23 protein-coding genes are annotated in these 25,689 nt (G+C 31.6%); 8 read left to right on the forward strand and 15 right to left on the reverse strand.

From position 1 onward, the window contains the following. Positions 1 to 13 precede the first annotated feature (13 nt). The 12 genes from OLM55_RS02275 to OLM55_RS02330 form a co-directional block, all read right to left on the reverse strand. Entirely contained in the window at positions 14 to 523 is a 510-nt protein-coding gene (locus OLM55_RS02275) for a hypothetical protein (protein WP_264559800.1), read from the reverse strand. A gap of 8 nt (positions 524 to 531) precedes the next feature. Beyond that, on the reverse strand, positions 532 to 1,065 hold the full coding sequence (gene atpH / locus OLM55_RS02280) for an ATP synthase F1 subunit delta (protein WP_264559801.1): 534 nt from the start codon (positions 1,063 to 1,065) through the stop codon (positions 532 to 534). Positions 1,066 to 1,071: 6 nt separating this feature from the next. Next, the gene (locus OLM55_RS02285) at positions 1,072 to 1,572 is read right to left on the reverse strand and encodes a F0F1 ATP synthase subunit B (protein ID WP_264559802.1); all 501 of its coding nucleotides are present in this window, start codon (positions 1,570 to 1,572) and stop codon (positions 1,072 to 1,074) included. Positions 1,573 to 1,661: 89 nt separating this feature from the next. After that, entirely contained in the window at positions 1,662 to 1,850 is a 189-nt protein-coding gene (gene atpE / locus OLM55_RS02290) for an ATP synthase F0 subunit C (RefSeq protein WP_111566383.1), read from the reverse strand. Positions 1,851 to 1,887: 37 nt separating this feature from the next. Further along, on the reverse strand, positions 1,888 to 3,066 hold the full coding sequence (atpB, locus tag OLM55_RS02295) for a F0F1 ATP synthase subunit A (protein ID WP_264559803.1): 1,179 nt from the start codon (positions 3,064 to 3,066) through the stop codon (positions 1,888 to 1,890). Between the two features lie 117 nt (positions 3,067 to 3,183). Further along, entirely contained in the window at positions 3,184 to 3,576 is a 393-nt protein-coding gene (locus tag OLM55_RS02300) for a hypothetical protein (protein WP_264559804.1), read from the reverse strand. Next, positions 3,566 to 3,751, reverse strand: a complete 186-nt coding sequence (locus OLM55_RS02305) for an AtpZ/AtpI family protein (protein WP_264559805.1) — start codon at positions 3,749 to 3,751, stop codon at positions 3,566 to 3,568. Before OLM55_RS02305 ends, OLM55_RS02300 begins: the two co-directional genes overlap by 11 nt. A gap of 7 nt (positions 3,752 to 3,758) precedes the next feature. After that, positions 3,759 to 4,157, reverse strand: a complete 399-nt coding sequence (locus OLM55_RS02310) for a bactofilin family protein (RefSeq protein WP_264559806.1) — start codon at positions 4,155 to 4,157, stop codon at positions 3,759 to 3,761. Between the two features lie 20 nt (positions 4,158 to 4,177). Beyond that, the gene (locus OLM55_RS02315) at positions 4,178 to 6,760 is read right to left on the reverse strand and encodes a tetratricopeptide repeat protein (protein ID WP_264559807.1); all 2,583 of its coding nucleotides are present in this window, start codon (positions 6,758 to 6,760) and stop codon (positions 4,178 to 4,180) included. A gap of 146 nt (positions 6,761 to 6,906) precedes the next feature. Then, entirely contained in the window at positions 6,907 to 7,572 is a 666-nt protein-coding gene (locus OLM55_RS02320) for an aspartate kinase (RefSeq protein WP_264559808.1), read from the reverse strand. A gap of 51 nt (positions 7,573 to 7,623) precedes the next feature. Further along, a complete protein-coding gene (locus OLM55_RS02325; RefSeq protein ID WP_264559809.1) occupies positions 7,624 to 7,983 on the reverse strand; it encodes a YraN family protein in 360 nt (119 codons plus the stop codon). A gap of 25 nt (positions 7,984 to 8,008) precedes the next feature. Beyond that, complete coding sequence (locus tag OLM55_RS02330) at positions 8,009 to 8,905, reverse strand: S66 peptidase family protein (RefSeq protein ID WP_264559810.1); 897 nt, start codon at positions 8,903 to 8,905, stop codon at positions 8,009 to 8,011. 154 nt (positions 8,906 to 9,059) lie between these two features. On the opposite strand from OLM55_RS02330, the gene metG reads away from it, so the two are divergent. Beyond that, positions 9,060 to 11,123: a methionine--tRNA ligase gene (gene metG, locus OLM55_RS02335; protein ID WP_264559811.1), complete on the forward strand. Its 2,064-nt coding sequence runs from the start codon at positions 9,060 to 9,062 to the stop codon at positions 11,121 to 11,123. A 1-nt stretch (position 11,124) separates the two neighbouring features. Then, positions 11,125 to 11,814 carry an HAD family hydrolase gene (locus OLM55_RS02340; protein ID WP_264559812.1) on the forward strand — a complete coding sequence of 230 codons (690 nt, stop codon included), beginning with the start codon at positions 11,125 to 11,127 and terminating at the stop codon, positions 11,812 to 11,814. A gap of 42 nt (positions 11,815 to 11,856) precedes the next feature. Here the strand turns inward: OLM55_RS02340 and OLM55_RS02345 are convergent, their stop codons facing one another. After that, positions 11,857 to 12,180: a single-stranded DNA-binding protein gene (locus OLM55_RS02345; protein ID WP_264559813.1), complete on the reverse strand. Its 324-nt coding sequence runs from the start codon at positions 12,178 to 12,180 to the stop codon at positions 11,857 to 11,859. A gap of 251 nt (positions 12,181 to 12,431) precedes the next feature. Here OLM55_RS02345 and OLM55_RS02350 point away from each other — a divergent pair, with 251 nt between their 5' ends. The 5 genes from OLM55_RS02350 to OLM55_RS02370 all read left to right on the forward strand — a co-directional run bounded on the left by OLM55_RS02350 (position 12,432) and on the right by OLM55_RS02370 (position 16,638). Continuing rightward, positions 12,432 to 13,958 carry a carbon-nitrogen hydrolase family protein gene (locus tag OLM55_RS02350; protein ID WP_264559814.1) on the forward strand — a complete coding sequence of 509 codons (1,527 nt, stop codon included), beginning with the start codon at positions 12,432 to 12,434 and terminating at the stop codon, positions 13,956 to 13,958. Then, positions 13,958 to 14,437 (forward strand): DUF6265 family protein, encoded by a 480-nt coding sequence (locus tag OLM55_RS02355; protein ID WP_264559815.1) that lies wholly within the window; start codon positions 13,958 to 13,960, stop codon positions 14,435 to 14,437. The genes OLM55_RS02350 and OLM55_RS02355 overlap by 1 nt, the downstream gene beginning before the upstream one ends. Before the next feature lie 73 nt (positions 14,438 to 14,510). Next, positions 14,511 to 14,861, forward strand: a complete 351-nt coding sequence (locus tag OLM55_RS02360) for a hypothetical protein (RefSeq protein ID WP_264559816.1) — start codon at positions 14,511 to 14,513, stop codon at positions 14,859 to 14,861. Position 14,862: 1 nt separating this feature from the next. Then, on the forward strand, positions 14,863 to 15,711 hold the full coding sequence (locus OLM55_RS02365; protein WP_264559817.1) for an SDR family oxidoreductase: 849 nt from the start codon (positions 14,863 to 14,865) through the stop codon (positions 15,709 to 15,711). 3 nt (positions 15,712 to 15,714) lie between these two features. After that, positions 15,715 to 16,638, forward strand: coding sequence for a DMT family transporter (locus tag OLM55_RS02370; RefSeq protein ID WP_264559818.1), 924 nt, complete (start codon positions 15,715 to 15,717; stop codon positions 16,636 to 16,638). 48 nt (positions 16,639 to 16,686) lie between these two features. On the opposite strand, the gene OLM55_RS02375 is transcribed toward OLM55_RS02370, so the two are convergent. Beyond that, positions 16,687 to 18,780: a M13 family metallopeptidase gene (locus tag OLM55_RS02375; RefSeq protein ID WP_264559819.1), complete on the reverse strand. Its 2,094-nt coding sequence runs from the start codon at positions 18,778 to 18,780 to the stop codon at positions 16,687 to 16,689. 163 nt (positions 18,781 to 18,943) lie between these two features. Here OLM55_RS02375 and OLM55_RS02380 point away from each other — a divergent pair, with 163 nt between their 5' ends. Continuing rightward, the gene (locus tag OLM55_RS02380) at positions 18,944 to 22,066 is read left to right on the forward strand and encodes a M36 family metallopeptidase (protein ID WP_264559820.1); all 3,123 of its coding nucleotides are present in this window, start codon (positions 18,944 to 18,946) and stop codon (positions 22,064 to 22,066) included. Between the two features lie 150 nt (positions 22,067 to 22,216). On the opposite strand, the gene OLM55_RS02385 is transcribed toward OLM55_RS02380, so the two are convergent. Then, entirely contained in the window at positions 22,217 to 25,633 is a 3,417-nt protein-coding gene (locus tag OLM55_RS02385; RefSeq protein WP_264559821.1) for a T9SS type A sorting domain-containing protein, read from the reverse strand. Positions 25,634 to 25,689 lie beyond the last annotated feature (56 nt).

Raw genomic sequence — 25,689 nt, forward strand, 5'->3', positions numbered from 1 at the left:
TTATATATAATTATTATCCTCCGATATTAATATTAACGCCAGATCTTTTTGGCTCTTGATTATTATTTATTATAATGGTTTGACCATTATTAGATTTATTTAATCTATCTGAAAACTCAGTACCATACTTTTCAATAAGTAAATTAACTTTATCCTCATTTAATGTTTGATCATCATTTACTACTTTAGATTTATAAAGTAATTCAACTATAGATTTATAAGTTTTTTGCAACTCAATTTTTTTGCCCAACCCTAGAAAAGAAACTTCACAATATACTAAATCACCACTTGTGTTTGATGATGTTCTTGGTTCAGCACCAGAAACACGGATAATTTTTATAAATAAAATTTCATCTCCATTGGTTGTATTTGTTAATGAACAAAAAGTATTAAAGCCTCCGCAACCGTCATATTTTAACCAAACATTACCGTCAACTAAAACCTCTTGATTTTTGTATTTAAATTTTTGGGCAAAACTCAAAAAGCTAAAAAACAAAAACACTATTAATACTAACTGTCTCATAATTAATACTAATTACTAAATTCTTGTTTTAACGCCTGTAATTTACTAGCTACAGATGCATTGAATTGTTTATCTCCAATTCTCAATATAAATCCCCCTATAATTGACGGATCAACAATATTTTGAACAGTAATACTTTTATCAGAAAAATCTTTAATTTTAGCTAAAACTCTATTTTCTAAATCTGATGTTATAGGAAATGCAGTAGTAACTATTGCAGTTTCAACTCCATTCAATTCATCAAACAATTTATTATATTCTGAAGCAATAGCATGTAAAATTTCAAATCTTTTATTTTCTAAAAGCAATTGAAATAAGCTTTTTGTTTCGTTTTGAGCTGAAGCAAAAACCTCCAATAACGCATTAAGCTTAACATTAGCAACAACAGTAGGATTTAACAAAAAATCTTTTAATTCTTTACTTTCTTTTACCGATGCTCCAATTGACAACATGTCGTTATTAACACTTACTGTGTTATTACTTGCTTTTGCAATATCAAGAATAGCCTTAGCATATCGAATAGCCGCTCTAGTTCCTGCCATAATGCTTTAGTTTAGTTTTGCTTCACCTAACATTTTCTCAACCAGTTTTGACTGAGCTTCTGTGCTAGTTAATTCTTCTTTTAATATTTTTTCTGCAATTTCTATTGAAAGAGAAGACACTTGATTCTTAATTTCAGCCATTGCAGCATTCTTTTCAGATTCGATAGAAGCTTTCGCTTGAGAAATCATTTTTTCTCCTTGTACTTGTGCTTCTTCTTTAGCATCTGCAATCATTTTATCTTTAATCTCACGAGCTTCTTTTATCATTGTGTCTCTTTCAGCTCTAGCTTCAGCCAATAACTTTTCGTTATCTGCTTTAAGATTTTGCATGTCTTTTTTAGCATTTTCTGCAGCTAACAATGCATTTGAAATACCTTCTTCACGAGCTGTAATAGCCTCCATAATAGGTTTCCATGCAAATTTAACCATTAAACCAATTAACACAACTAAAATAGTCAATTGCCAAAAAAACAAACCAAATGAAAAATCGTTAATTAACTTTTCCATATTCTAAAATATATCGTTTTAAATTTTGTTTCAAAAATAAAACAAAACCTGTAACCAACCGTTACAGGATTTGTTTTTTTCATTCTTTATTATTTTCCTAAGATTAAAGCAGCAAATGCTAATCCTTCTAATAAAGCAGCGATAATAATCATCGCAGTTTGAATTTTACCAGCAGCTTCTGGCTGACGAGCGATAGCATCCATTGCAGATCCACCGATTTTACCTAAACCTAAACCCGCTCCGATTACTACTAATCCAGCTCCAATTAAATTGTACATAATAATTGATTTATATAATTAAACAAAAAATTCTAAATTAAACTATTGCATTATCATGATCACCATGCATATCTTCACTATGGTGCTCATCATGATGATGATCTTGTACCGCCATTCCAATAAACAACGAAGACAACATTGTAAAAATAAAAGCCTGCAAGAAAGCTACTAAAACCTCAATAACAGAAATAAACAATGTTAACCCAAGCGATATAGGCAAATCTGCTGCTAAATTTTTACCCACAAATATCATTGCAATTAAACTCATAATTACAACGTGACCTGCAGTAATATTAGCAAATAAACGTATTAATAATGCAAATGGCTTTGTTAATGTACCTAACAATTCAATAGGCATTAATATTATTTTCATTGGAACAGGAACACCTGGCATCCAAAAAATATGTTTCCAATAATCTTTATTAGCACTAACCTGAGTAATAACAAAAGTGAATAAAGCCAAACAAACCGTTACAGCTATATTTCCAGTTACATTAATCCCAAGAGGTGTCATCCCTAATAAATTTAACAACCAAATAAAGAAAAACACAGTTAATAAGTAACCCATAAATTTTCTATATTTTTTCTCTCCAATATTTGGAATTGCAATTTCGTCTCTAATAAAAATAATTAGCGGCTCTAAAACCCTTCCAAAACCAGTAGGAATCGCGCCTTTCTTATAAGATTTTGCCAAACCAACAAACATTAACAACAACAATGCAGACGTAAACAACATCGAAACTACATTTTTCGTAATAGAAAAATCTAACGGTTTAACATTTGTAGGATGATGATGCTCATCATAACTTATTGTACCTTCAGCATCAGTTTTATAAATTTTACTGTGGTATAATTTATAAAAATTACCATTATGTTCAGCAACAGCTTCACCATGATGTAACTTTGAAGATGAAAATATTTGCAAACCATTGTCATATAAAATGACTGGCAAAGAAAATCCGTAATGCTTACCTTCTGCTTCATCAGAAAAGAAATTAAAATCATGAGAATCCTGCAAGTGATGTTGAATATAAGCATCAACTTTATCCTTCTTACTTAAAGGCTCAGCTTCATGATGCCCTTCTTCTGCATGTACAACTTCTTCTGAGTGAGCAACAACTGTTGAATCTGAAGGATTATTAGCTATTCCTACTAAAGGCAACATCGCAAAAGCGAAGGCTACTATCACATTAAGTGGTTTTCTTAAAATCACCATAATTATTATAAACTTAAATTCTTAGGTTTCTAAATTTGGTGCAAAAGTACAATATTTATTAATACACCAAGTCTTAAAAATAAAAAAAAACGTATTTTTTTTGTTTTCTTTTAAAAGCTACTTTTTATTTAAAATTTTACTCGCCAAAAAGATGTCAATTATTAAAAAAGAAATTACTATTAATCCAAAATTTATTTTTTCTACAGAACTTTCCAAAGAACCTAACCTTATCAAGTCGAATAGAAAGTAGTAAACCACCATCTTCAAAGTTAAAACCACAATAAACACAAAACCAGTGCTTTCAAAATTTTTTTCAGAAGTTTTTTGCATTAAAACAATACTTAAAACAGAGAAGAATAATGAAACTAAATAAAGTTGCCAAACTTGAATCCGAAATTTTTCTTGATAACTACTTAGTAATTCTTGTTGAAAAACTAAAACATGTAGCAAAAAAAGCGGCAAAACAATTAACGTTAGTTTTTTTAATAAAATAAATATTTTATTCATCATTATTCATCTTATTTACTTGACTAATCACATTATATAATGCCAAAAAAACACCTAGCAAAGTAAAAATTATTGTAAAAACAGTATCTGTCAAGCATTTTTCATCTAACCATTTTCCTAAATAAGCAAAAAAAACAATTATTACTCCCATTTGAAAAGGAATATTAATTAATTGCATCCATTTATTATGCGGTTTTTTCTGATTGGTCATTGCTTGTAGGAATAGACTTTAAATTACTTTTCATTTCGCAAGTTGCTTCAAAAATAGCACCAGGCTCGACTGAAAGTTTACTTACAAACACTTCTCCTTTAATTTTAGCCGTTGATTTTACCCCTAAAAGTTCCGAAACCTCAAGTTTTCCAGAAAATTTTCCTTCAATATCAATATTTACACATTTAATATTTCCTTGAACTTCTCCTGTAGGACCTATAACTAATTTAGAAGCAGAATTATAATTACCAATTAAGATACCATCTAATCTAAAATCAGTTTTTGAAGTAATATCTCCTTTAATTACTGTTCCTTGTACAATTCTATTTGTTTGCCCTAATTGACTTGTATCTTTCTTGGATTTATCAAACATAATATAGTTGGTCTTTTGTTTTATTGTTTATTTAATACTAACCATTCATCAATATTCTTTTTAAACTGAATCACTTTATAATCTTCAGAAGAAATAATATAGGCCTTATCTTTAATTTTATAATCTTTAAATTCCTGCAAAACACTTAAAACTGATTTAGCATTTTCTTGGTTTTTAAACCCATGAATTACTATAATATCTTTATCAATTGTGTAAAGATCTGATGATGCTTTAAGCAAAACACTATTTCTGTCTTTGATATACTTATTGATTTTTTCTAATAATTTTTTAGAATCCTCCTTTAATGGAAAATCTTTAATAAAAATAATTTTCCAGCTTGTAGCTTCTGCTTTACCTAATTCAAAACCTTCAAGCTTAGGAATATCGTTTTGCAGTAAACTTTCAGCCTGCTTTCCTTCTAACTCATCTGGATAAGTTAATGCTACAAAGTTTAGAGCTTTTTTATAAGCATCTAAACCTTCAAGCCTTCCTTTTATATTTGCCTTTAACAACTCGAATTTAGGTAATGATTCATCTCCAAAAAATTGATCAATTCTTAAGTCTACTTCCTCAGAAGCATCTCTAACGGCATTGTCTTCAAATAATTTATATAAATTGTAATATACTTTATCTGGACTTTCGTTATCCGTTAACTCAATAGAAGGATTTTGAACAATTTGCGCATAACGACTATCAGGATATTCTGTAATAATTTGGTTTTTATAAACTTCCGCTTTGTTTGATTTTAAAGCTTCATAAATCTTAAACAAATTATATTTAGCAGGAAGTATCAATCTTTCTTCAGGATTGTTTTTCAACAATTGTTCTAACCTTGAAGCAGCCAATTCATATTCCTTAAACTTTTCCTTATAAATTACACCTAATTGATAGTAGGCAAAATTTCTATTTGTAGCCAAACTATCTATTACTAATTGCGAAGTAGGTAACTGAGAAGTGTAAAACTTAACCGTATATTTTTCTTCTGTTTCAGCAACCAAAGAATCGTTTTTAACTTCAAGTTCACTTATGCTGTTTGCAGAAAAATCAAGATCTTTATTAGAAGATAACCTCCAGTTTTTCTTTAACTCTCTTTTACCCCATTTACCTTCAAACTCTCGCTTACCATAACTAACCGTCACAGGATTATAGAAATAAAAATTACTAGATTCATTACCCAAAGAAACAGGTGGCAACATACTAGAATTACCAAGTGGAGGTGAAATTGATGATGGGTTTGGATTAAACTTCCCTCCAGACTGACTACCTGGTTTAATAGCATTATTAGCAGCAATATTTGCTTCCCTTTCAGCTTTTTCAGCTTCTAATTTTGCCCTTAATTCGTCTTTAATTTTTAACTCATCGATATATTTTTGAAAATAATCTGTCTTTTGAGAGTCACTCATTGAAACTAAATTCAAAATACTATCATTCTCTTGAGCAATAGTTTCATATTTAATAACGTCTACTAGATTAAGCCTTTTCTTTTTATATTTACGATATTCTCTAGTACCTTCTTTTAATCTCAACAAAGTACTATCATAATATTTTCCTGCAATTTTATACTGAGCATCTTTAAAATAAATTTCGCCAATATTTCTATAATTTGATGAAATCAAATATTCATCTTGACTAAATGCCTTTATCGATTTATTGTAAAACTTTTCAGCAATTTTAGGTTTATTGTTTTTATCATAAAAAACTCCCATTTGATGATTTAGAATATCTAGATAAGGTCTGTTTTCTCTATCTTCTAATAATTTTGTGAATTTTTCAACAAATGCTAGAGTGTCACCTTTTTTATAATCAAACTGTTGAGCTTGTTTTGCATGAGCCTGAATAACGTATCTTCTTGGAGACTTTCTATTCATATCGATAACTTCTTGAAAAGCAACAAACGCACTGTCATTATACTGAAAAGATTCATATAACTGCCCTAAAATAAATGAATAGCGTGCTTTTTCTTCTTTATCTTTAGTTTCTAATCTTGCTATTTTAATAGTTGCAATCGCTGAATCATTTGAACCTATATTTCTATAAGCTTGACTCAACATTGCATTTGCATCTGCTAAATCTTGACCTACAATATCTTTCTTTTCAAGCAATAATTTTAAATTTTTTATAGCAACTTCATTATTTTCAAGTCTAATATTTACTTTTTCACGCCAAACTTTAGCGTGATAAATTTTGTCGCTTTTAGGATATTTATATAAAATATAATTTAAAGACTCTAACGAAGGAATAAATCTATTTTCATAATAACGTGATTTAGCTAAAAGTAAATAAGCTTCGTCCATTTGTGGATTTTTCTCAATCCCACCAATATTCATTGAATGTTTTTGAATGGCTTTGACTGCTTTCTCCTCAGCCCTCGTGAAATTTGGGTTTTTAGTTTGACCTGGGAGAAAATTTTCTTCTTTTTCTTGCATTCTTTCCACTGGAAGAATTTCCCAAAAATTATCTTTAAAAGTTGTCTTTAAGTTTTCTAAACCCGCATCTAATGCTAAATTACCGTTATACAGAACATTATATTCTGTAGTAACTGCATGCACATTCCTATTAATAAACTTATCTTTCTTAACAGAGCAAGAAATTATAAAGAGCATTAAACCTAATGTTAATGCGTATTTTAGATGATTAGCCTTCAAATTAAAACGTTTTTATTCTTTAAACTAAAAATTACATTTTTTAGTATAAGATTGGTAAAAATACGTTTCTTTTTTTGATGTAGAAAAAAATAGGCTTTTTTTTACTACTCTTGTATACTTTTTAAATCTTTAACTACTTTAAAAGCAACATCTATTTGTTCATCACTTACAATTATTGTAAACTCGTTAGTTGTAGAAATAACTTCATGAATAACTATTCCTTCCCAAGCTAATTTTTGAAAAATATAATAATAAACACCCGGTACAGAAATATTATCTTGTGGTAACTTTACCGTTATAGATGATAAATTTTCTAAGTGTAAGGTTTGTTTTTCTAGACTAAAAAAGTTTTCGACTAAGTGTGAATAAGAAGTACTAATAATAATATTCATCTCATTAACACCTCTTGAAGAGGTATAAAAAACATCTTGATGCTTATTAATTTCAGAAATTAATTTCCCTTGATTTTCTAACAAAGTATCCGACACTACAAATGCAAAATCAGAAAGCGATGATCTAACTGTAATTTCACCAATATTCATTAAAACTTTAGAAATTTTTCGATTAATTTTAAAATCTAATTCTTCCGAAAGCCTTTTTAAAGACATAACAATTGCCCCTTGTTTAATATCTTTACCTAGCTCCTTTTCAAGTTCAGGAACCATTATTCTTGCTAAAGATGTTAAGTTTATTATTCCTTGAGCTAATGAATTTAAAAGGAATGGTTTTGATTTTATGTAATTCTCAACTACAGAAGAAATTGTTTTCATACCAAAAAATTTTATGCAAATATACTAAAAACAAATTGTTACATATATAACTTAAAAATAAAAAAAGGCTTCTTTTATGTGTTCAATGTTAAATTTTTGATTCTCTTTATAAATAGCGATAATATCAAACCGAACCTCAACCTCTAAATCATTTAAAATCACATATTCATTAACAGCCTTTACTAATAACTGAATTTTTTTAGGTTTTACGAAATCTTGAGGCAAGCCAAAATCGATACTCGAACGTGTTTTAACTTCAATAACTGCTAAAACATTATCTTTTTGAGCAATAATATCAATTTCTGCCTTTTGAAAAGTCCAATTGGTCTCTAAAACAGTATATCCATTTTCTTGAAGAAATTCAACAGCTAATTCTTCGCCAAGCTTTCCTAAATCGTTATGTTCAGCCATGTCATTCCGAGTTTACGAAGCAATCTTACTTAAACTTCAATTTAACTTCTTTATCATTGACTTCAAAATCAACTTGCTTTCCTAAAATTAGCGTTCGATTATCTTTCATATGTCCTGCAGGAAAATCAAATGCAATTGGAATATTGTATTGCGAGGCTATTGCCGTGATAATTTGAACCGCATTTTGTCCGAAAGGAATTTCGTTGTCGTGCATGTCGGTCATTCCACCAACAATTAGTCCTTTTACATTCTCAAAATAACCATTACGCTTCATGTTTTGCATCATTCTATCTACATGATAAAGATACTCGTCTAAATCTTCAATGTAAAGAATCTTACCATTTGTATCTAATGAAGATTTTGAGCCAAATAAACTATAAAGTATCGATAAGTTCCCTCCAACTAATTCACCAGCTGCTTTTCCTTTTACATTATAAGAAACTGTTGGAATCACATATTCTATAGGCTCTCCAAAAAGTGCTTTTCTCAATGTTTCCTTAACTTCTTCAGGTGCTTTTGGAACTGTAAATGGCATTATAGAATGCAAAGTTGCCACGCGCTCAACGTTAGCATGACTATGTAAAACCGTAACATCACTAAAACCCATAATCCATTTTGGATGCTTTTTAAATTTAGTAAAATCAAGCATATCAATAATACGAACAGTTCCATAACCTCCACGAGCACACCAAATAGCTTTGATATTATCATCATCCATCATGTTTTGAAAATCGACAGCGCGCTGAGCATCTGTCCCACCAAGCTGACAACTATCTAAACCTATAGTATTACCAAGCTTAGTTTTTAAACCCCATGATTCTAGTAATTCTTTTGCAGGGATTGCATCTTCTGGGAAAAATTTACGCGCAGTACAAACAATGGCGACGGTATCGCCTTTTTTTAAATAAGGAGGAATTTTCATTTTCTTTTGGGAATGAGAAAAGTTTGAAATTAGTAAAAACAAAAAAATAAATCTAAACATAGCAGATTTCTTTATCTCAAAAGTAAACAAAATCAAACAAAAATTCGTCATTTCATGCTTAATGAATTATTTTTGTGCCAAATTTCAATGTATTATGATTCAAAATCCTAAAAGATATACAATTACTGCGGCTTTGCCTTATACAAACGGACCTATTCACATTGGTCATTTAGCAGGTGTTTATGTTCCTTCTGATATATATGCACGTTACCTTCGTATGCAAGGAAAAGATGTTGCTTTTATGTGCGGAAGCGATGAGCATGGAGTTGCTATTTCAATGAAAGCAAAGAAAGAAGGTATTACACCACAACAAGTAATTGATAAATACGACGGAATTATTCGTCAATCTTTTATTGATTTTGGAATTTCATTTGACAATTACTCAAGAACTTCAGCGAAAATCCATCACGATACAGCTCAGGAGTTTTTTAAAAAATTATATGACAACGGCGACTTTATTGAAGAAGTTACTGAGCAATTGTATGATGCAAAAGCTGACCAATTTTTAGCAGATCGTTTTGTTACAGGAACTTGTCCTAAATGCGATAATCCAGAAGCTTATGGCGATCAATGTGAAAAATGTGGTTCTACTTTAAACGCTACCGATTTAATTAATCCGAAATCGACAATTACTGGTGAAACTCCAATTATGAAAGCAACTAAACATTGGTTTTTACCTTTAAATAGATACGATTCTTTTTTGCGTGAATGGATTTTAGAAGGTCACAAAAACGACTGGAAACCTAATGTTTACGGACAAGTAAAATCATGGGTTGATGGCGGTTTAGAACCAAGAGCCGTAACACGTGATTTAGATTGGGGAATTGACGTTCCGGTTGAAGGCGCAGAAGGAAAAAAATTATACGTATGGTTTGATGCTCCTATTGGATACATTTCAGCTACTAAGGAATGGGCTGCAAGAGAAGGAAAAGAATGGGAACCATATTGGAAAGATGAAGAAACAAAATTGGTTCATTTTATTGGTAAAGACAATATTGTTTTTCATTGTGTAATTTTTCCAGCCATGTTAAAAGCAGAAGGAAGTTATATTTTACCCGATAATGTGCCAGCGAATGAGTTTTTAAATTTAGAAGGAAATAAACTTTCTACCTCTAAAAACTGGGCAGTTTGGTTACACGAATATTTACAAGATTTTCCAAACAAACAAGATGCGTTACGTTATGCTTTAACAGCAAATGCTCCAGAAAGCAAAGACAACGATTTTACTTGGAAAGATTTTCAAGCAAGAAATAATAACGAATTGGCTTCTATTTTAGGGAACTTTGTAAATCGTGTTATTGTTCTAACGAATAAATATTATGACGGAATTGTTCCAACTCCAAATGAGTTTACTGAATTAGATGTACAAACATTAACCGAATTAAAAGCATATCCTGAAGTTATTGCCTCATCAATTGAGCGCTATCGTTTTAGAGAAGCTTTAGGTGAAATGATGAATGTTGCGCGTTTAGGGAATAAATATTTGACCGAAACTGAACCTTGGATTACAATAAAAGAAAATCCTGAAAGAGTAAAAACACAAATGTATGTTGCCTTACAAATTACAACTGCATTAAGTGTTTTGTGTGAACCGTTTTTACCTTTTACAGCAAGTAAATTAAAAACAATGCTGAATAAAAATGAAAACGACATAAAATGGTCAGATATTTCAATTAATTCAAATTTATTAGAGTCAAATCATAAAATTGGCCAAGCAGAAATTTTGTTTTCAAAAATTGAAGATGAAGAAATTCAAAAACAAATAGACAAATTAGAAGCTACTAAAAAAAATAATGAAATGGATAATGCTACAGCTGAACCTCAAAAAGAAACTGCCACTTTTGACGATTTTACAAAATTAGATTTACGTGTTGGAACTATTCTTGAAGCTGAAAAAATGCCTAAAGCAAATAAGCTATTGGTTTTAAAAGTTGATACAGGGATAGATGTAAGAACTATAGTTTCTGGAATTGCCGAACATTTTTCTCCGGAAGAAGTAATTGGAAAAAGAGTTACAGTATTAGTAAACCTAGCGCCAAGAGCGTTACGTGGAGTAGAAAGCGCTGGAATGATCTTAATGACTAATTTGCCAGACGGAAAATTAGTTTTCGTAAATCCAGATACTGAAGGTGTAATGAATGGCGCTTTAATTAGCTAAGATGAAAAACGCGAAAATTATTGCTTTCGACGCAGACGACACACTTTGGCACAACGAACCTTATTTCGATGAAGCGCAAGCACGTTTTTGCAAACTGTTTCAAGATTTTGCTTCTAGTCAAGAAATTTTAGGGCTAATTTTAAATCACCAAGTAAAAAACTTACCTATTTATGGTTTTGGAATTAAAGCCTTTACGCTTTCTATGATTGAAACGGCTTTAAAAATTACCGATAATAATATTTCAGGCAAAGGAATTGAACAAATCATTACCATTGGTAAAGATTTATTGCAGAAACCTGTAGAATTAATGCCTAATGTAGAAAATGTATTGCAAGAACTTCACGGAAATTATAAATTGGTAATGGCTACAAAAGGCGATTTGAAAGATCAACACAGAAAGTTACACGATTCTGGAATTGGCCATTATTTTCATCACATTGAAGTGTTAAGCGACAAAACCGAATTAGATTACGAAAAGATGTTGGGTCGCTTAGACATTAAAGCAGAAGATTTTTTAATGATAGGGAATTCTCTAAAGTCAGATGTTTTACCAATCATAAATTTAGGTGGATACGGAATTCACGTTCCGTATGTAACTACTTGGGAATATGAAAAAATAGACTTTGAAATAGAACATGAAAATTTCATAGCCTTGAATAATATTGAAGAAGTTTTAAATATTTTAAAATAAAAAAACCACGCAAATGCGTGGTTTTTTCTTTTCATCTGCTAATTACTTTCCTAATAGCAAAACTTCATTGGCAACAATTTCAGTTATGTAGCGCTTAACACCTTCTTTGTCGTCATAACTTCTTGTAGTTAGCTTACCTTCAATTGCAAGCTCCTTACCTTTAGTAACGTACTTTTCAATAATTTCAGCTGTTTTTCCCCAAGCTGTTACGCGGTGCCATTCTGTTTTTTCTACTTTATCACCGTTGTCTTTATAATAGACTTCATTTGTAGCAATAGAAATGTTTGCTAATTTTTTTCCTCCTTCTAAGTTTTTAACTTCTGGTTCTTGTCCTACGTGTCCGATTAATTGTACTCTGTTTTTCATGGCGTGTAAATTTAAATGGTTTATATAAAATTATTTTTAATGTCTAATAAAACTTAACTTTTGCTTTAAAATTGAACTTTTAACTTGTAATTGATGTTGCAATTATCAGTGTTTCATTTCGACAGTGCAAAGATGTGGCAACAAAAAAAGTTTATTCGGTATTTATCTAATTAATATCGGTTGTAAATGTTTGTAACCATTTGTAAACGGATAATATTTTCATTATATTCGCATAAATAATTAAAAAACATATGCCAGCAAACATTAAAAGCGTTGAGTTAAGAAACTTACAAATTGAAGATTATAAAGAATTAAAAAAGTCAATGATTGAATCTTATCCAGAAATGGCAGAATCATTTTGGAAAGAAGATCAGATTGAACTCTTATTAAAAAAATTTCCTGAAGGACAATTGGTAATTGTTGTAGACGGTGTTGTTGTAGGTTCAGCTTTATCTATTTTAGTTACCGAAGATTTCGCTTTTAAAACAAGAACGTACAAAGGCATAACAGATAGTTTTACATTTTCCACACATAACCCAAACGGAGAAACCCTTTACGGAATTGATGTTTTTATCAATCCAAAGTATAGAGGATTACGTTTAGGACGTCGTTTATACGATGTTCGAAAAGAACTATGTGAACAATTAAATTTAAAATCAATCATCTTCGCAGGCAGAATTCCAAATTACAGAAAGTTTAAAAATGAAATTACTCCAAAAGTATACATTGAAAAAGTAAAGAAAAAAGAGATCTACGACCCAGTTTTATCGTTTCAATTAAGCAATGATTTCCATGAAGTTCGTGTACTTAAAAATTATTTAGAAGGTGATAAAGAATCAATGGAATATGCCGTTTTACTTGAATGGAATAATATTTATTACGATGATAGTCCAAAACTAATCAACGCTGAAAAAAGTATTGTCCGTTTAGGATTGATTCAATGGCAAATGAGAACTTTGAATAATATCCAAGCGTTATTTGAACAAGCTGAATTTTTCATCGATGCTGTTTCTGGTTACGGAAGTGATTTTGCTTTGTTTCCCGAATTATTTACGGCACCCTTGATGGCAGATTATAATCATTTATCTGAAGCAGAAGCCATAAAAGGATTAGCAAGACATACGGATGCTGTGCATAAAAAATTCCAAGAATTTGCAATTTCTTACAATATAAATATCATTACAGGAAGTATGCCTTACTTAGAAGACGGTCACGTTTATAACGTAGGCTATTTATGTAGAAGAGATGGTACAAGTGAAATGTATCGTAAAATTCATATTACACCAAATGAAACGTTCCATTGGGGAATAACAGGTGGTGACACCATTCAAACTTTTGATACCGATTGTGGAAAAATTGGCGTGGTTATTTGTTATGATGTTGAATTCCCTGAATTATCTCGTTTAATGGCCGATGAAGGAATGAATATCTTATTTGTACCTTTCTTAACAGACACTCAAAACGGATATACGCGTGTAAAACATTGTGCACAAGCAAGAGCTATTGAAAACGAATGTTATGTAGCTATTGCAGGATGTGTAGGTAACTTACCAAAAGTAAACAACATGGACATACAATATGCACAAGCAGCTGTTTTCACTCCATCTGATTTTGCCTTTCCAAGTAATGGAATAAAAGCAGAGGCAACTCCAAATACAGAAATGACACTTATTGTAGATGTCGACATGAATTTGTTAAAAGAGTTACATCAACATGGAAGCGTTAGAACCATGAAAGACAGAAGACACGATTTATACAGTTTGAAAAAATTAAAATAATGAAAAATTACATTCTTTTATTATTACTTACAGCATCTTTTGGTTTTGCTCAAAACACTTTACATTATAACGATGAAAAAGGTTCGCCTAAAGCAACATTGCAAAATATATCATGGATTTCAGGAAACTGGATAGGTGAAGCTCTAGGTGGAATTTGTGAAGAAAACTGGAGTAAACCCATTGGTAACTCAATGATGTTTAACTTTAAATTGGTTAAAAACGGAAAAGTTGTTTTTTATGAATTAGGCCATATTATAGAAAAAGATAATACACTTTTATTGCAATTGAAACATTTTGGAGCGGATTTAAAAGGTTGGGAAAAACCAGAAATTAGCGAAGAATTTAGGCTCGTGAAAGTAGAAGAAAACAAAGTGTTTTTCAATCAATTTACATTTGAAAAGGTTTCGGATAATGAAATGAATATTTATGTAGTTTTTGAAGAAACTGGCAAAGAAATGAAGTTTAATTATAAGAAATAAGAAGATACAAACCTGACAGGTTAAAAACACACAAACGGAATGAGATTTTTTCGTTTCATGTAATGACAAAATTATGAGTAAAGGATGTTTAGAATGTGGCGATAAAATTATTGGCCGAGAAGATAAAAAGTTTTGTAGCGACGGTTGCAGAAATGCATACAACAACAAAATGAATAAAGATTCTAATAATTTAATGCGTAACATTAATAACAAATTGCGTAAAAATTATAGAATTCTCTGCGAATTGAATCCTGATGAAAAATCAAAAACAACTAAAACAAAATTATTGAGTAAAGGTTTCGATTTTGAGTTTTTCACCAGCATGTTAACAACAAAAACAGGAAATATTTATTACTTCTTATACGACCAAGGCTACCGACAATTAGAAGATGATTTTTTTATGTTAGTAAAGAAAGTAAGCTAACATGAAAAGGAATGAAATTTCAATATTAGGTTGTGGTTGGCTTGGTCTTCCTTTAGCCAAAAAGTTAATTGAAAACGGATTTTCCATTAAAGGTTCTACAACTTCTGAAGAAAAACTAACTGTATTAGAAGAAAACAAAATTCAACCGTATTTAATTGCATTAGACGAAGATAAAATAATTGGAAACATAACCAATTTTCTTACCGAATCAGAAGTTTTAATTATTGATATTCCACCAAAATTACGAAGTTCTCAATCAGAAAATTTTGTTTCTAAAATTAAAAACTTAATAATCGAAATTGAAAAGTCAGCAATTAAAAAAGTGCTTTTTATAAGCTCGACTTCGGTTTATGGTGATTTGCCAATCTTCTCGACTGGGCTCGAAGTGACAGAAGAATCAGCTTTAAACCCAGATTCTGAAGGTGGAAAACAATTACTTGAAGTAGAACAATTATTACAATCCAATCCCAATTTTAAAACTACAGTTATTCGCTTTGGTGGATTAATTGGTAAAGATCGTCATCCAATACAATTCTTAGCAGGAAGAGAAAATGTCGAAAACCCTGAAGCGCCTATTAACTTTATTCATCAAGATGATTGCATTGGAATTATTGAAAAGTTAATTAACAAAGGACTTCGACAGGCTCAGTCTGACAATTGGGATTGGAATGAAACCTTTAATGCTGTTGCACCAGAACATCCTACAAGAGCAGATTATTATCACAAAAAAGCTTTAGAAATGAATTTAAAAGTCCCTACTTTTGTAAAAGATTCAAAATCTAAAGGCAAAATAATTAGCAGTAAAAAACTGCAAAAAATTCTCAACTACACCTTTCAAAAACAAATTTAAAAAATGGCATATTATAGCGTTTTTCATAACTACATAACTAAAAAGAAAAACGCAATTGGCTTGCCTGTGCTTGCACTTATTTGGTGTTGCTTTTTTTGGGGAACCACATGGATTGCTTCAAAAGAAGGCGTAAAACACATGCCAGCACTTCAATTAGTTGCAATTAGACAATTGTTAGGCGGATTGATTTTCTTAATTTATTTCTTAGCTATAAAAGCGCCTTGGCCAAATAAAAGACAATGGCGAAACATTCTTATTTTGAGCGTTCTAAACTTTATGTTGAGTAATGGCTTAAGTACTTGGGGCGTAAAATATATATCGAGTGGATTAGGAGCAATTATTGGTTCAATTTTCCCACTTTGGATTGTAATCATCAGTTTTTTTAGAGGCGAAAAAGTCTCTTGGCGTGCTACGCTAGGATTGGTAATTTGTTTTCTTGGAATCTGTGTAATTTTTTACGATTATTTACATGATTTCTTAAATCCAGAATTTCAATTTGGAATTATTTTATCCATCATAGCAACGTTTACTTGGGCATTATCTACTATTTATATCAAAGAAAACAATACCAATTTTAATCCCTATTTTAATATTGGATTACAAATGCTCATCTCATGTACGGTCATGTTTTCTGTTTGTGAGTTTTCAGGAATAAGTATGCCGTTAAATGAAATTCCAGCTATTTCATGGTGGGCAATTATTTATTTAGTACTATTTGGTTCGGTATTTACATTTATAGCATTCATCTATTCTTTAGAACACTTACCTAGAGAAATAAGTAGTTTGTACGCTTATGTGAATCCAATGGTTGCTTTATTGTTTGGTTATTTACTCTTTAACGAATCCTTAAGCACTACAATTATTATTGGCGGATTGATTACACTTTCTGGACTTTTCATGGTAAATAAGGCGATTAAAAAGAAATAAAAAATCCCAAGCTTTCACTTGGGATTTAGAATTATTATAGAATTTGGATTACCAAATTTTTACTCTCTTATCTGGAGCAATATACATTCCATCTCCTTCTTTAATACTAAACGCTTTATAAAAAGCATCTACATTTTGTAAGGGAACATATGCACGATACATTCCTGGCGAATGCGGATCAGTTTTTACCTGATTTTTAATTGCTTCATCACGCATTTTACTTCTCCAAATAGTTGACCAAGAAATAAAGAAACGTTGTTCTGGCGTAAAACCATCAATTAATCCTGGATTTCCGTTTTTAGCTAAATAAATTTGTAAACCATCATAAGCAGCGTTTACTCCACCTAAATCACCAATATTTTCACCCAATGTAAATTTACCATCTACAAAAGTTCCTGGTAAAGGTTGTAAGTTAGAATATTGATCTGCCAAAGCGCCTCCAAGAGAAGTAAATTGTGTTAAATCTTCATCACTCCACCAGTTTACAAGGTTACCGTCTGCATCGTAACGTGAACCCGAATCATCAAATCCATGAGAAATTTCGTGCCCAATTACCGCTCCAATTCCACCATAATTCACCGCTTCATCTGCTTTATAATCATAAAAAGGTGGTTGTAAAATTGCAGCTGGGAAAACGATTTCATTATTTGAAGGGTTAAAATAAGCATTAACCGTTTGAGGAGACATTCCCCACTCTTCTTTGTCTACTGGCTTTCCAAGTTTTTTAATGTTCTCATTATTTCCCCATTTTGAAGCATTTTTCATGTTTTCAAAATACGTTCCTCCATTTTCTGGACTTGCAATTACCAATTCAGAATAATCTTTCCATTTATCTGGATAACCAATTTTAACTCTTGATTTTCTAAGTTTTAATTTTGCATTTTCCTTAGTAGCTTTTGTCATCCAAGGTAAATTATCGATACGATTTTCAAAAGCTAAAAATACATTTGCAATCATTGCTTCTGCTTTTGCTTTTGCTTCTGCAGGGAATTTTTTCTCTACATACAATTTACCTAAAGCCTCACCTAAAGTTCCGTTTACAGTTGCCAATGCTCTTTCATCCGCTGGGCGTTGTTTAACCGCTCCTGTTAACGTTTTTCCATAAAATTCCCAATTTGCATTTCCAATTTCAGTAGTTAACAATCCTGAAGATTGACGTAACACAGTCCATTTCATATAGGCTTTCCAAGAATCTACTTTGCTCTCTTTAAGAATAGATTCAACCGTTTCGATGTATTTTGGCTGAGATACAATTACAGAATCAATTTTCCCGATACCAATACCTTGATAGTAAGAAGACCAATTAACTGAAGGACTTAATTTTTGCAATTCAGCAATAGTCATTGGATTATAGGTTTTTCTTCTATCTCTACGTTCTACTCTATCTAAAGTCGCCGTTGACATCTTAGTTTCTAAAGCTAAAATTTTAGCAGCATTTGAAGTAGCCGTTTTTTCATCTTCACCAATAAACTGTAGCATTCTTGCTATATGTGCTTGGTATTTTTGACGTTTTTCAACATTATCTGGAGCATCAGAAACATAATAATCTCTATCAGGCAATCCTAAACTACCTGTGCTTAAGTAAACCACATTTCTACTACTGTTTTTAGCGTCTGTATATACATAACTACCAAAAAAACCAACGCCATTTCCGTCAGCTTCCATTTCAGTAATTAAAGCAGCTACATCTTTAGAAGATTTTACAGCGTCAATTTTTGCCAAATAAGGTTTTATTGGTTCAATTCCTTGTTTGTTTCTAGTTACAGTATCTAATATAGACTTGTACAAATTAATAGCTTTCGCTTGATCTGAATTTGGGTCAATAGACTTGTCGTTAATCGCATCCTTTAAAATAGCCATTACGTCTTCATCTGTATTTTTACGAAGCTCGTCAAAACTTCCCCAACGGGTTCTATCGCTAGGAATTTCTGTATTGTCTAACCATTTTCCGTTTACATAACGGAAAAAATCGTCTGAAGGTTTCACAGAAGTATCCATGAAATCAGTATTAATACCAACCGATTCTTTTTTAACCTCAACAGATTCTACAACATGAGTTGCTTCTTGCTTTGCTTTACAAGAATTTAATAGTGAGGCCAAAAAAAGAAAGCCTAAGCTTCCTTTAAAAATGTAGTTTTTCATTTTATATTTTTAGTTTTTGAAAGTTCTCAAAACAAATATAAGTTTTTGAAATGAGAAATTCTATCAAGATAATTGTTTGAATACCATTTTAACATTTGTTTGAATTATAAAAAATAAAATATTTTCATATATTGCATGAATTTCCTACTAATCAATTAACAAAATGGCAAAAAAAAACTACTTACCTCTAATTATTGGGTTCTTTTTTTTATTTAATATAATCAATGGATACTCACAAGACGATTTAAAATCAACAAAATATGGAGACAAAATCAAAAAACATTTATCATTATCAAAATATGATTTGTCAGAAGTAGACCTTAAAAACTTATATGTTGATAGTGAATACCTTACAAAAAAAACTCAAATTACTCATATTTATGTCGGGCAACAATTTGAAGGAATTAAAATTTTTAACGCAATTTCTAGTATTGCAATAAAAAATGATGAAATTTTTTATGTTGGGAATTCATTTGTGAAAAATATAGCTGAAAAAATCAACACTGTTACCCCTACAGTTAGTAAAGAACAAGCTATTCGAAATGTTGCTACACATTTTAAATTAGAATTACCTAATGAAATAAAACTTATTAGTTCTACGAAAAACAATTATGTTTTTGATAAAGCAAATGCGTTTTTAGAAAACATTCCCGTAAAACTTGTTTTCACATATGTAGATCAACAAGAATTAAAGTTATCTTGGGACGTTAGTCTTTATACAATTGACGGAAAGCATAATTGGAATGCAAGAGTTGATGCAATTTCTGGAAATATTATAGAGTTTACAGATATGGTCATCAGTTGTGATTTTGGCATTCCATGTTCAATTACCGGAGAACACAGTCATGATAAATCTAATAATCAAGAATTCGCAACTTCATTTTTCAAAAAAACATCTTCTGCATTAGTAGGAGGTGCCGAATATAGAGTTTATGCACTCCCAGCAGAAAGCCCAAATCATGCTGGCAGAACATTAGTTATAGATCCAGAAAACCTAACAGCCTCTCCTTATGGTTGGCATGATGTAGATGGAATTCCTGGGGCAGATTATACTATAACTCGCGGGAACAATGCACACGCTTATAATGACATCGCAAATACAAACAGTAGCCCAGGCAACGAACCTAATGGCGGTACTGCGTTATCTTTTGATTTTACTTCAAATTTAGCTTTAGCTCCAAGTACAAACATAGCAGCTGCACAAAATTTAGACTCTAACACAACCAACTTATTCTATATGACTAACATGATGCATGATATTTGGTATGCATATGGGTTTGATGAAGCAGCAGGTAACTTTCAACAAAACAACTATGGGAATGGTGGAATTGGTGGTGATTACGTTAAAGCTGAAGCCCAAGATGGTAGTGGTTCAAATAACGCAAACTTTAGCACCCCAACTGACGGAGGAAACGGAAGAATGCAAATGTATCTTTGGACAACTCCTAACCCAGATAAAGATGGCGATTTAGACAATGGAATTATTGCTCATGAATATGGCCATGGAATTTCAACAAGATTAGCCGGAGGACCAAACAACAGTAGTTGTCTTTCAGGGAACGAACAACAAGGTGAAGGTTGGTCTGATTGGTTTGCCTTAATGACCACCATCGAACCAGGGGATTTAGCTACTGATGGAAGAGGAATAGGAACTTATGCAAGAAATCAACCTACTACTGGCGCAGGAATTAGAACTTATAGATACTCAACAAATATGGCAATCAACCCTCATACTTATGACGACATTAAGACAGAGGCAGTTCCTCACGGAGTTGGATCAGTTTGGTGCGCTATGCTTTGGGACTTAACATGGGCTTATATAGACAAATATGGGTTTGACCCAGACTTATACAATGGAACTGGAGGTAATAATAAAGTGATGCAATTGGTTTTAGACGGATTAAAACTACAACCTTGTGGATCTGGTTTTGTTGACTCAAGAAATGCTTTACTAGCAGCAGATATTGCCTCGACTGGAGGTGATAATCAATGTTTAATTTGGGAAGTTTTTGCAAGAAGAGGCCTTGGCGCTTCTGCTATCCAAGGAACTTCAGGTTCAAGATTAGACGGAACAGAAGCTTTTGATATGCCTTTAGCATATATAAACGCAGATGTTTCATTAAACTCATGTGGTTCTGATATTGTTTTATTAACACTATCCAACTTAAATACAAGTGCAATATCTCAATTTGATTACAATTATACTATTGATGGAGGTGTTTCAAATTCAGGTAGCTGGAACGGAACAATAAATTCATGTTCAGCAACAACTGGTGTCCCATTTACATATGGAACATTAACCAGAGGGACTCACGAAATTACAATAACAGGAACAAACCCAGTAACTGTACCTGTTTCATTTTTCGTAAATGTAAATGACTCAGGTATAGAAAATGTAATCAACACATTCACAAATGCTACTGACAATTTAATTGCTTATGATAGCGGAAGTGGGGCAACTTGGGAAAGAGGAGATGCTTATGCCCCAAGTTTTGGTAGAACACTTACGAGTACAGTTACTGGAGGCTCTAAAGTTTATGGAACGAATTTAGATGGAATCCATGGCGATGCTGCTAAATTTTATTTGATATCTCAATGTTATGATTTATCTTCTCTTGAAAACACTTTTGTAAAGTTTGATTTAGCTTTTGATATTGAACAAGATTGGGATTTATTATACTTAGAATATTCAACAGACGGAGGCAACATTTGGACAAACTTAGGAACTTCTTCAGATATAAATTGGTACAATAGTTCAAGATTACCAAACGGAACTGATTGTTTTAATTGTATTGGAGCACAATGGACAGGAGAAGCTACAGATGCGACAACACATACTGATGGTGGAACTGTAGGAACAATGCATAATTACAGCCATTCATTAAGTGCTTTTGACAGCACAGGATCAGCTGAAACAAATATTGTTTTTAGATTTACTTATCATGCTGATGATGCGTATGCTGAAGAAGGAGCTTTAATAGATAACTTTGTTATTGAAGGAACTATAAACCCTTTATCTATTGAAGATAATAGTTTTGAAAATTTAGTTTTCTACCCTAATCCAACTAATGACTTATTAAATATTAGTAGCGGAACGTCTCTACAAAACGCTAAAATATCTTTATATGATATAACTGGTAGAGTTTTATCTAATAGAGTTAACATCAACTTAATAAACAACAATTCAATTACTCTAAATGTCTCAAATTTAGCAAGTGGTAATTACTTCATTACTATAGAAAGCGATGACAACAAAAAATCTACTAAGCAATTTATTAAAAACTAAGAAAGAGTAAATACTTTAAAATAAAAAAAAACCACCTTTAAAATTTAATGGTGGTTTTTTTAAATCAGAGTGTATTAATATTTTAAAGTTAATTCTTTAAAACAAAAAGCCCATGATAAACTTCATGGGCTTTTTTATTCTATTAAAAGGTTATTTTTTAATTATTCTTTTTACAATATTTTGATTGTTTGAAGATATTTTAATGAAGTAAATACCTTGTGAAGCACTTGATAAGTCTAAACTAGTTTCTGAAACATTTAAATTTTCTTTTGTTAAAATTAATTTTCCAGAAATATCATAAACTTCAATTTGTGTAGGTTCAAAATTACCATAAGAAATGGTTACTAAACCATTAGAAGGATTTGGATAAACAGTAATATTATTTAATTCAAAACTTTCACTAGCTAAAACACCGCTAATAAGGAAATCATCAATGTTAACTCCTTTTTGGTTTTCTGCTTCATCAGAATGAAATACAATTCTAAAAATTACATTAGAAGGAGCCCCTAAAGAAGTTAATGGGTATGAATATGTTTTCAACGTTAAATCTGTTCCTGTCCATTGAGCTCCAGGGCAATTATAACAATCATTACCTGCTGTTGCTTGTGTTCTGTCGCTATTATACCAGTTTGTATCCATAGTACCTAAAACAGCCCAGTTTGCTCCAAAATCTGTTGAATACTCAACATAAACAATATCCCAATTTTGCTCTAAGTCAAACTTCATTGCAAAACTTATCTGCGGGTTTGAAACACTTGATAAATTATAACATTGTGAAACTAAATATGATTTCGTTAAATCAGGATAATTTGCAGTTGTTAAATTAGACGTATACACAGTGTTACCACCTGAGTTCATAGTTCCAGTAGTTCTTATTCCTCTTTCCCAAGCTGAGCCAGAAGCGCCTTCATTATAAGCAATTAATTCATCTGATGTATTTGTAAAGTTATTTACTACTCCAACTGTTCCCGCATCATTAATATAAAATGGAGTAAGTCCATTGTTATTATCTGGGTAAGCATCATTAGTAATTGTTGTAGTAACGTTCAAACTATGAACTCCTCTTGCTAAAACTAGTGCTGGTAAAGCAATTGTTGTAGTTGCACTAGAAGCTAAAGTTCCATTCCAAACATAATTATATGGAGTTCCATCTACAGTATAATTAACTGTTACAGAAGAAATTGAATTTGTACCATTATTTTTAACTTCAACTATAGGGGAAACATTACCACAATTAATATCTAAAGTAGGGTTTTGTATTTGAACTAATTTAACATCATTAGTTGGAACTTCAACAGGAATATCGGTTTGCCAAACACCTCTACCGTATGTTCCTGCAATTAATTTAGAATCTTCTAAGTTAATTTCAAGATCTGAAACAGAAACATTTGGTAAATTAGTATCAAAAGGCGCCCATGAAGACATAGAATCATCTCTATAATACACTCCTAAACTAGTCCCCACGTAAAGTGGATTCGTTGTGTTTCTACCTTGATGAACTATTATATTTTTACCAATACTTGGCATTCCTGTATTAAATGACGTAAAAGAAGCTCCTCCATTAGTTGATTTATAAACTTGTCCTGAAGTACCAGAAGTAGTAATATAAACAATGTTGCTGTCAGTAGAATGTACTTCAATAGAAGTAATATTAGCAGGAGCAGAATAAGCTAAACTAAAGTTAACTCCATGATTTGTACTTTTATATAAACCTGTACCATTTGCAACATACATAATATCATCATTTGATGGGTCTACATGTATTAACTCTAAGTTTCCACTTCCAATACTTCCTGTATTTTGCTGAACCCAAGCTCCTCCACTTAGTTTAAATAAATTTCCAAAACCAGAAAACAACTCTCCTTGAGAATTTGGCATTAATGGTGTTACCCAGTTACCACTTGCTCCACCAGGCGAACCAACAGAACCAGTAATTCCATTACCAGCAGTGTTACTTATATACATACTACTACCGTTTTGAATAAAACCGTAGTATAAATTTTGATTGGTTGGATCAATTGCAGCATCCATTCCGTCTGCTCCGTAATAATTTTTCCAAGCTCCTCCACTATATGCATGACCACCATTATCTTGTAAACCACCTACAATATTTGCTGATGTTTGTTTTGCAACAGCAATTTTATAAAATTGACTTATTTGAGCAGTAGCTGTTAAATCAGTAAAGTTTGTTCCACCATTAATAGATCGATATACTCCACCGTCACTTCCACAAAAAAGTTTCCCATTATAAAAACGCAAAAAGTGAATATCTGCGTGTGTATATGAAGCTGCTGTAGGCGAACTCCAATTATTTATCTTACTTACAGATGTTCCCCCATTTGTAGATTTCCAAACATTTAAACACCCTGTATATATCTCATCCGCATTAGTATCTGAAACAGCAAATGCAAGATCATACCATGCTTGAGTAGATTCAAAAACATCATTTGTAGCTGAACTTTCAAATGATGATCTTTTTGTCCAAGTTGCTCCTTCATCAATAGATCTATAAATTCCTTGATAAGCATTACCTGTTGTAGCACTTAAGATGTACACATAATTATTATTAGCTGGTGTAACATCTAAAATTAACCTTCCTGAAGTAGTAGGTAAATTACTCGAGATATTCAAGAAAGAAGATGCAGTGTCAATAGAACGATAAAATCTATAAGTTGTAACACTTGAAATTGTTGTTCTTCCTGTTGCATATACCGTTGTAGGATCATTTGGCTTAAACCTAACTGAACCTTGAGCAAAGCTCCCTGTTTGTACAACAGACCATGTTGTACCACCGTTTGAAGTTTTATAAAGTCCAACACTTGTTGCACATAATAATATTTGATTATTTGTTGGATGCATTATAATATCACCCGCTCTTGTTGATGTATTTGTAAAAGTTAAACCTGTAGTATTCCAAGTAGCACCGCCGTCAGTAGATTTAAGAACACCTATTGAATAAGTATCTCCAGCATCTTTATCTCCAGTAGCAATATAAATAACATTTGAATCAGTATGATCTACAGCAATTCCAGAAACACCTATTTGAGGTAACTCATCTGACAATGGAACCCAATTTACTCCAGAGTCAATAGATTTCCAAATTCCTCCTGCTGGGGTTCCTATATATAAAGTAGTTGAAGTATTTGGATCTTCATAAACAAAATTAACCCTACCTTGTCCAGAAGACCAAGAACCAGTATTAGTATGTGTAAATGGACCAACTGGTTGCCAATTACTTGGCGGTAAAGAAATCGTACTTCTAGCTTGTCTTGCTTGTTGTTTTTGACTCCAAGCGTCCCACATTTCTTGCGGAGTAATTAAATGCCCTTGATCGTTAACTTTGTTACGCCAATGGTATTCCCAACGCATAAAAGGTTTGTAACCTGAGCCTTTAACATTTTTGTCGTGAGATAGCCAATATTGATCAAACTCATTCTTTAATTCGTCAATTGACAATTCGTTTTGTCTTGAACTTTGCGAATTAACGCTCCAAGGGGCGAATTCATTAAATTGCGAATATCCTAAACAGGAAGTTAGCAAAATTAATAATACGTAAAATTTTTTCATGTTTTTAGTAGTTTTTAGTAGGTAAACATCACAAATATAGAAAGTTATTTACGATA

This window comes from Flavobacterium sp. N2270, assembly GCF_025947225.1.
Taxonomy (GTDB): domain Bacteria; phylum Bacteroidota; class Bacteroidia; order Flavobacteriales; family Flavobacteriaceae; genus Flavobacterium.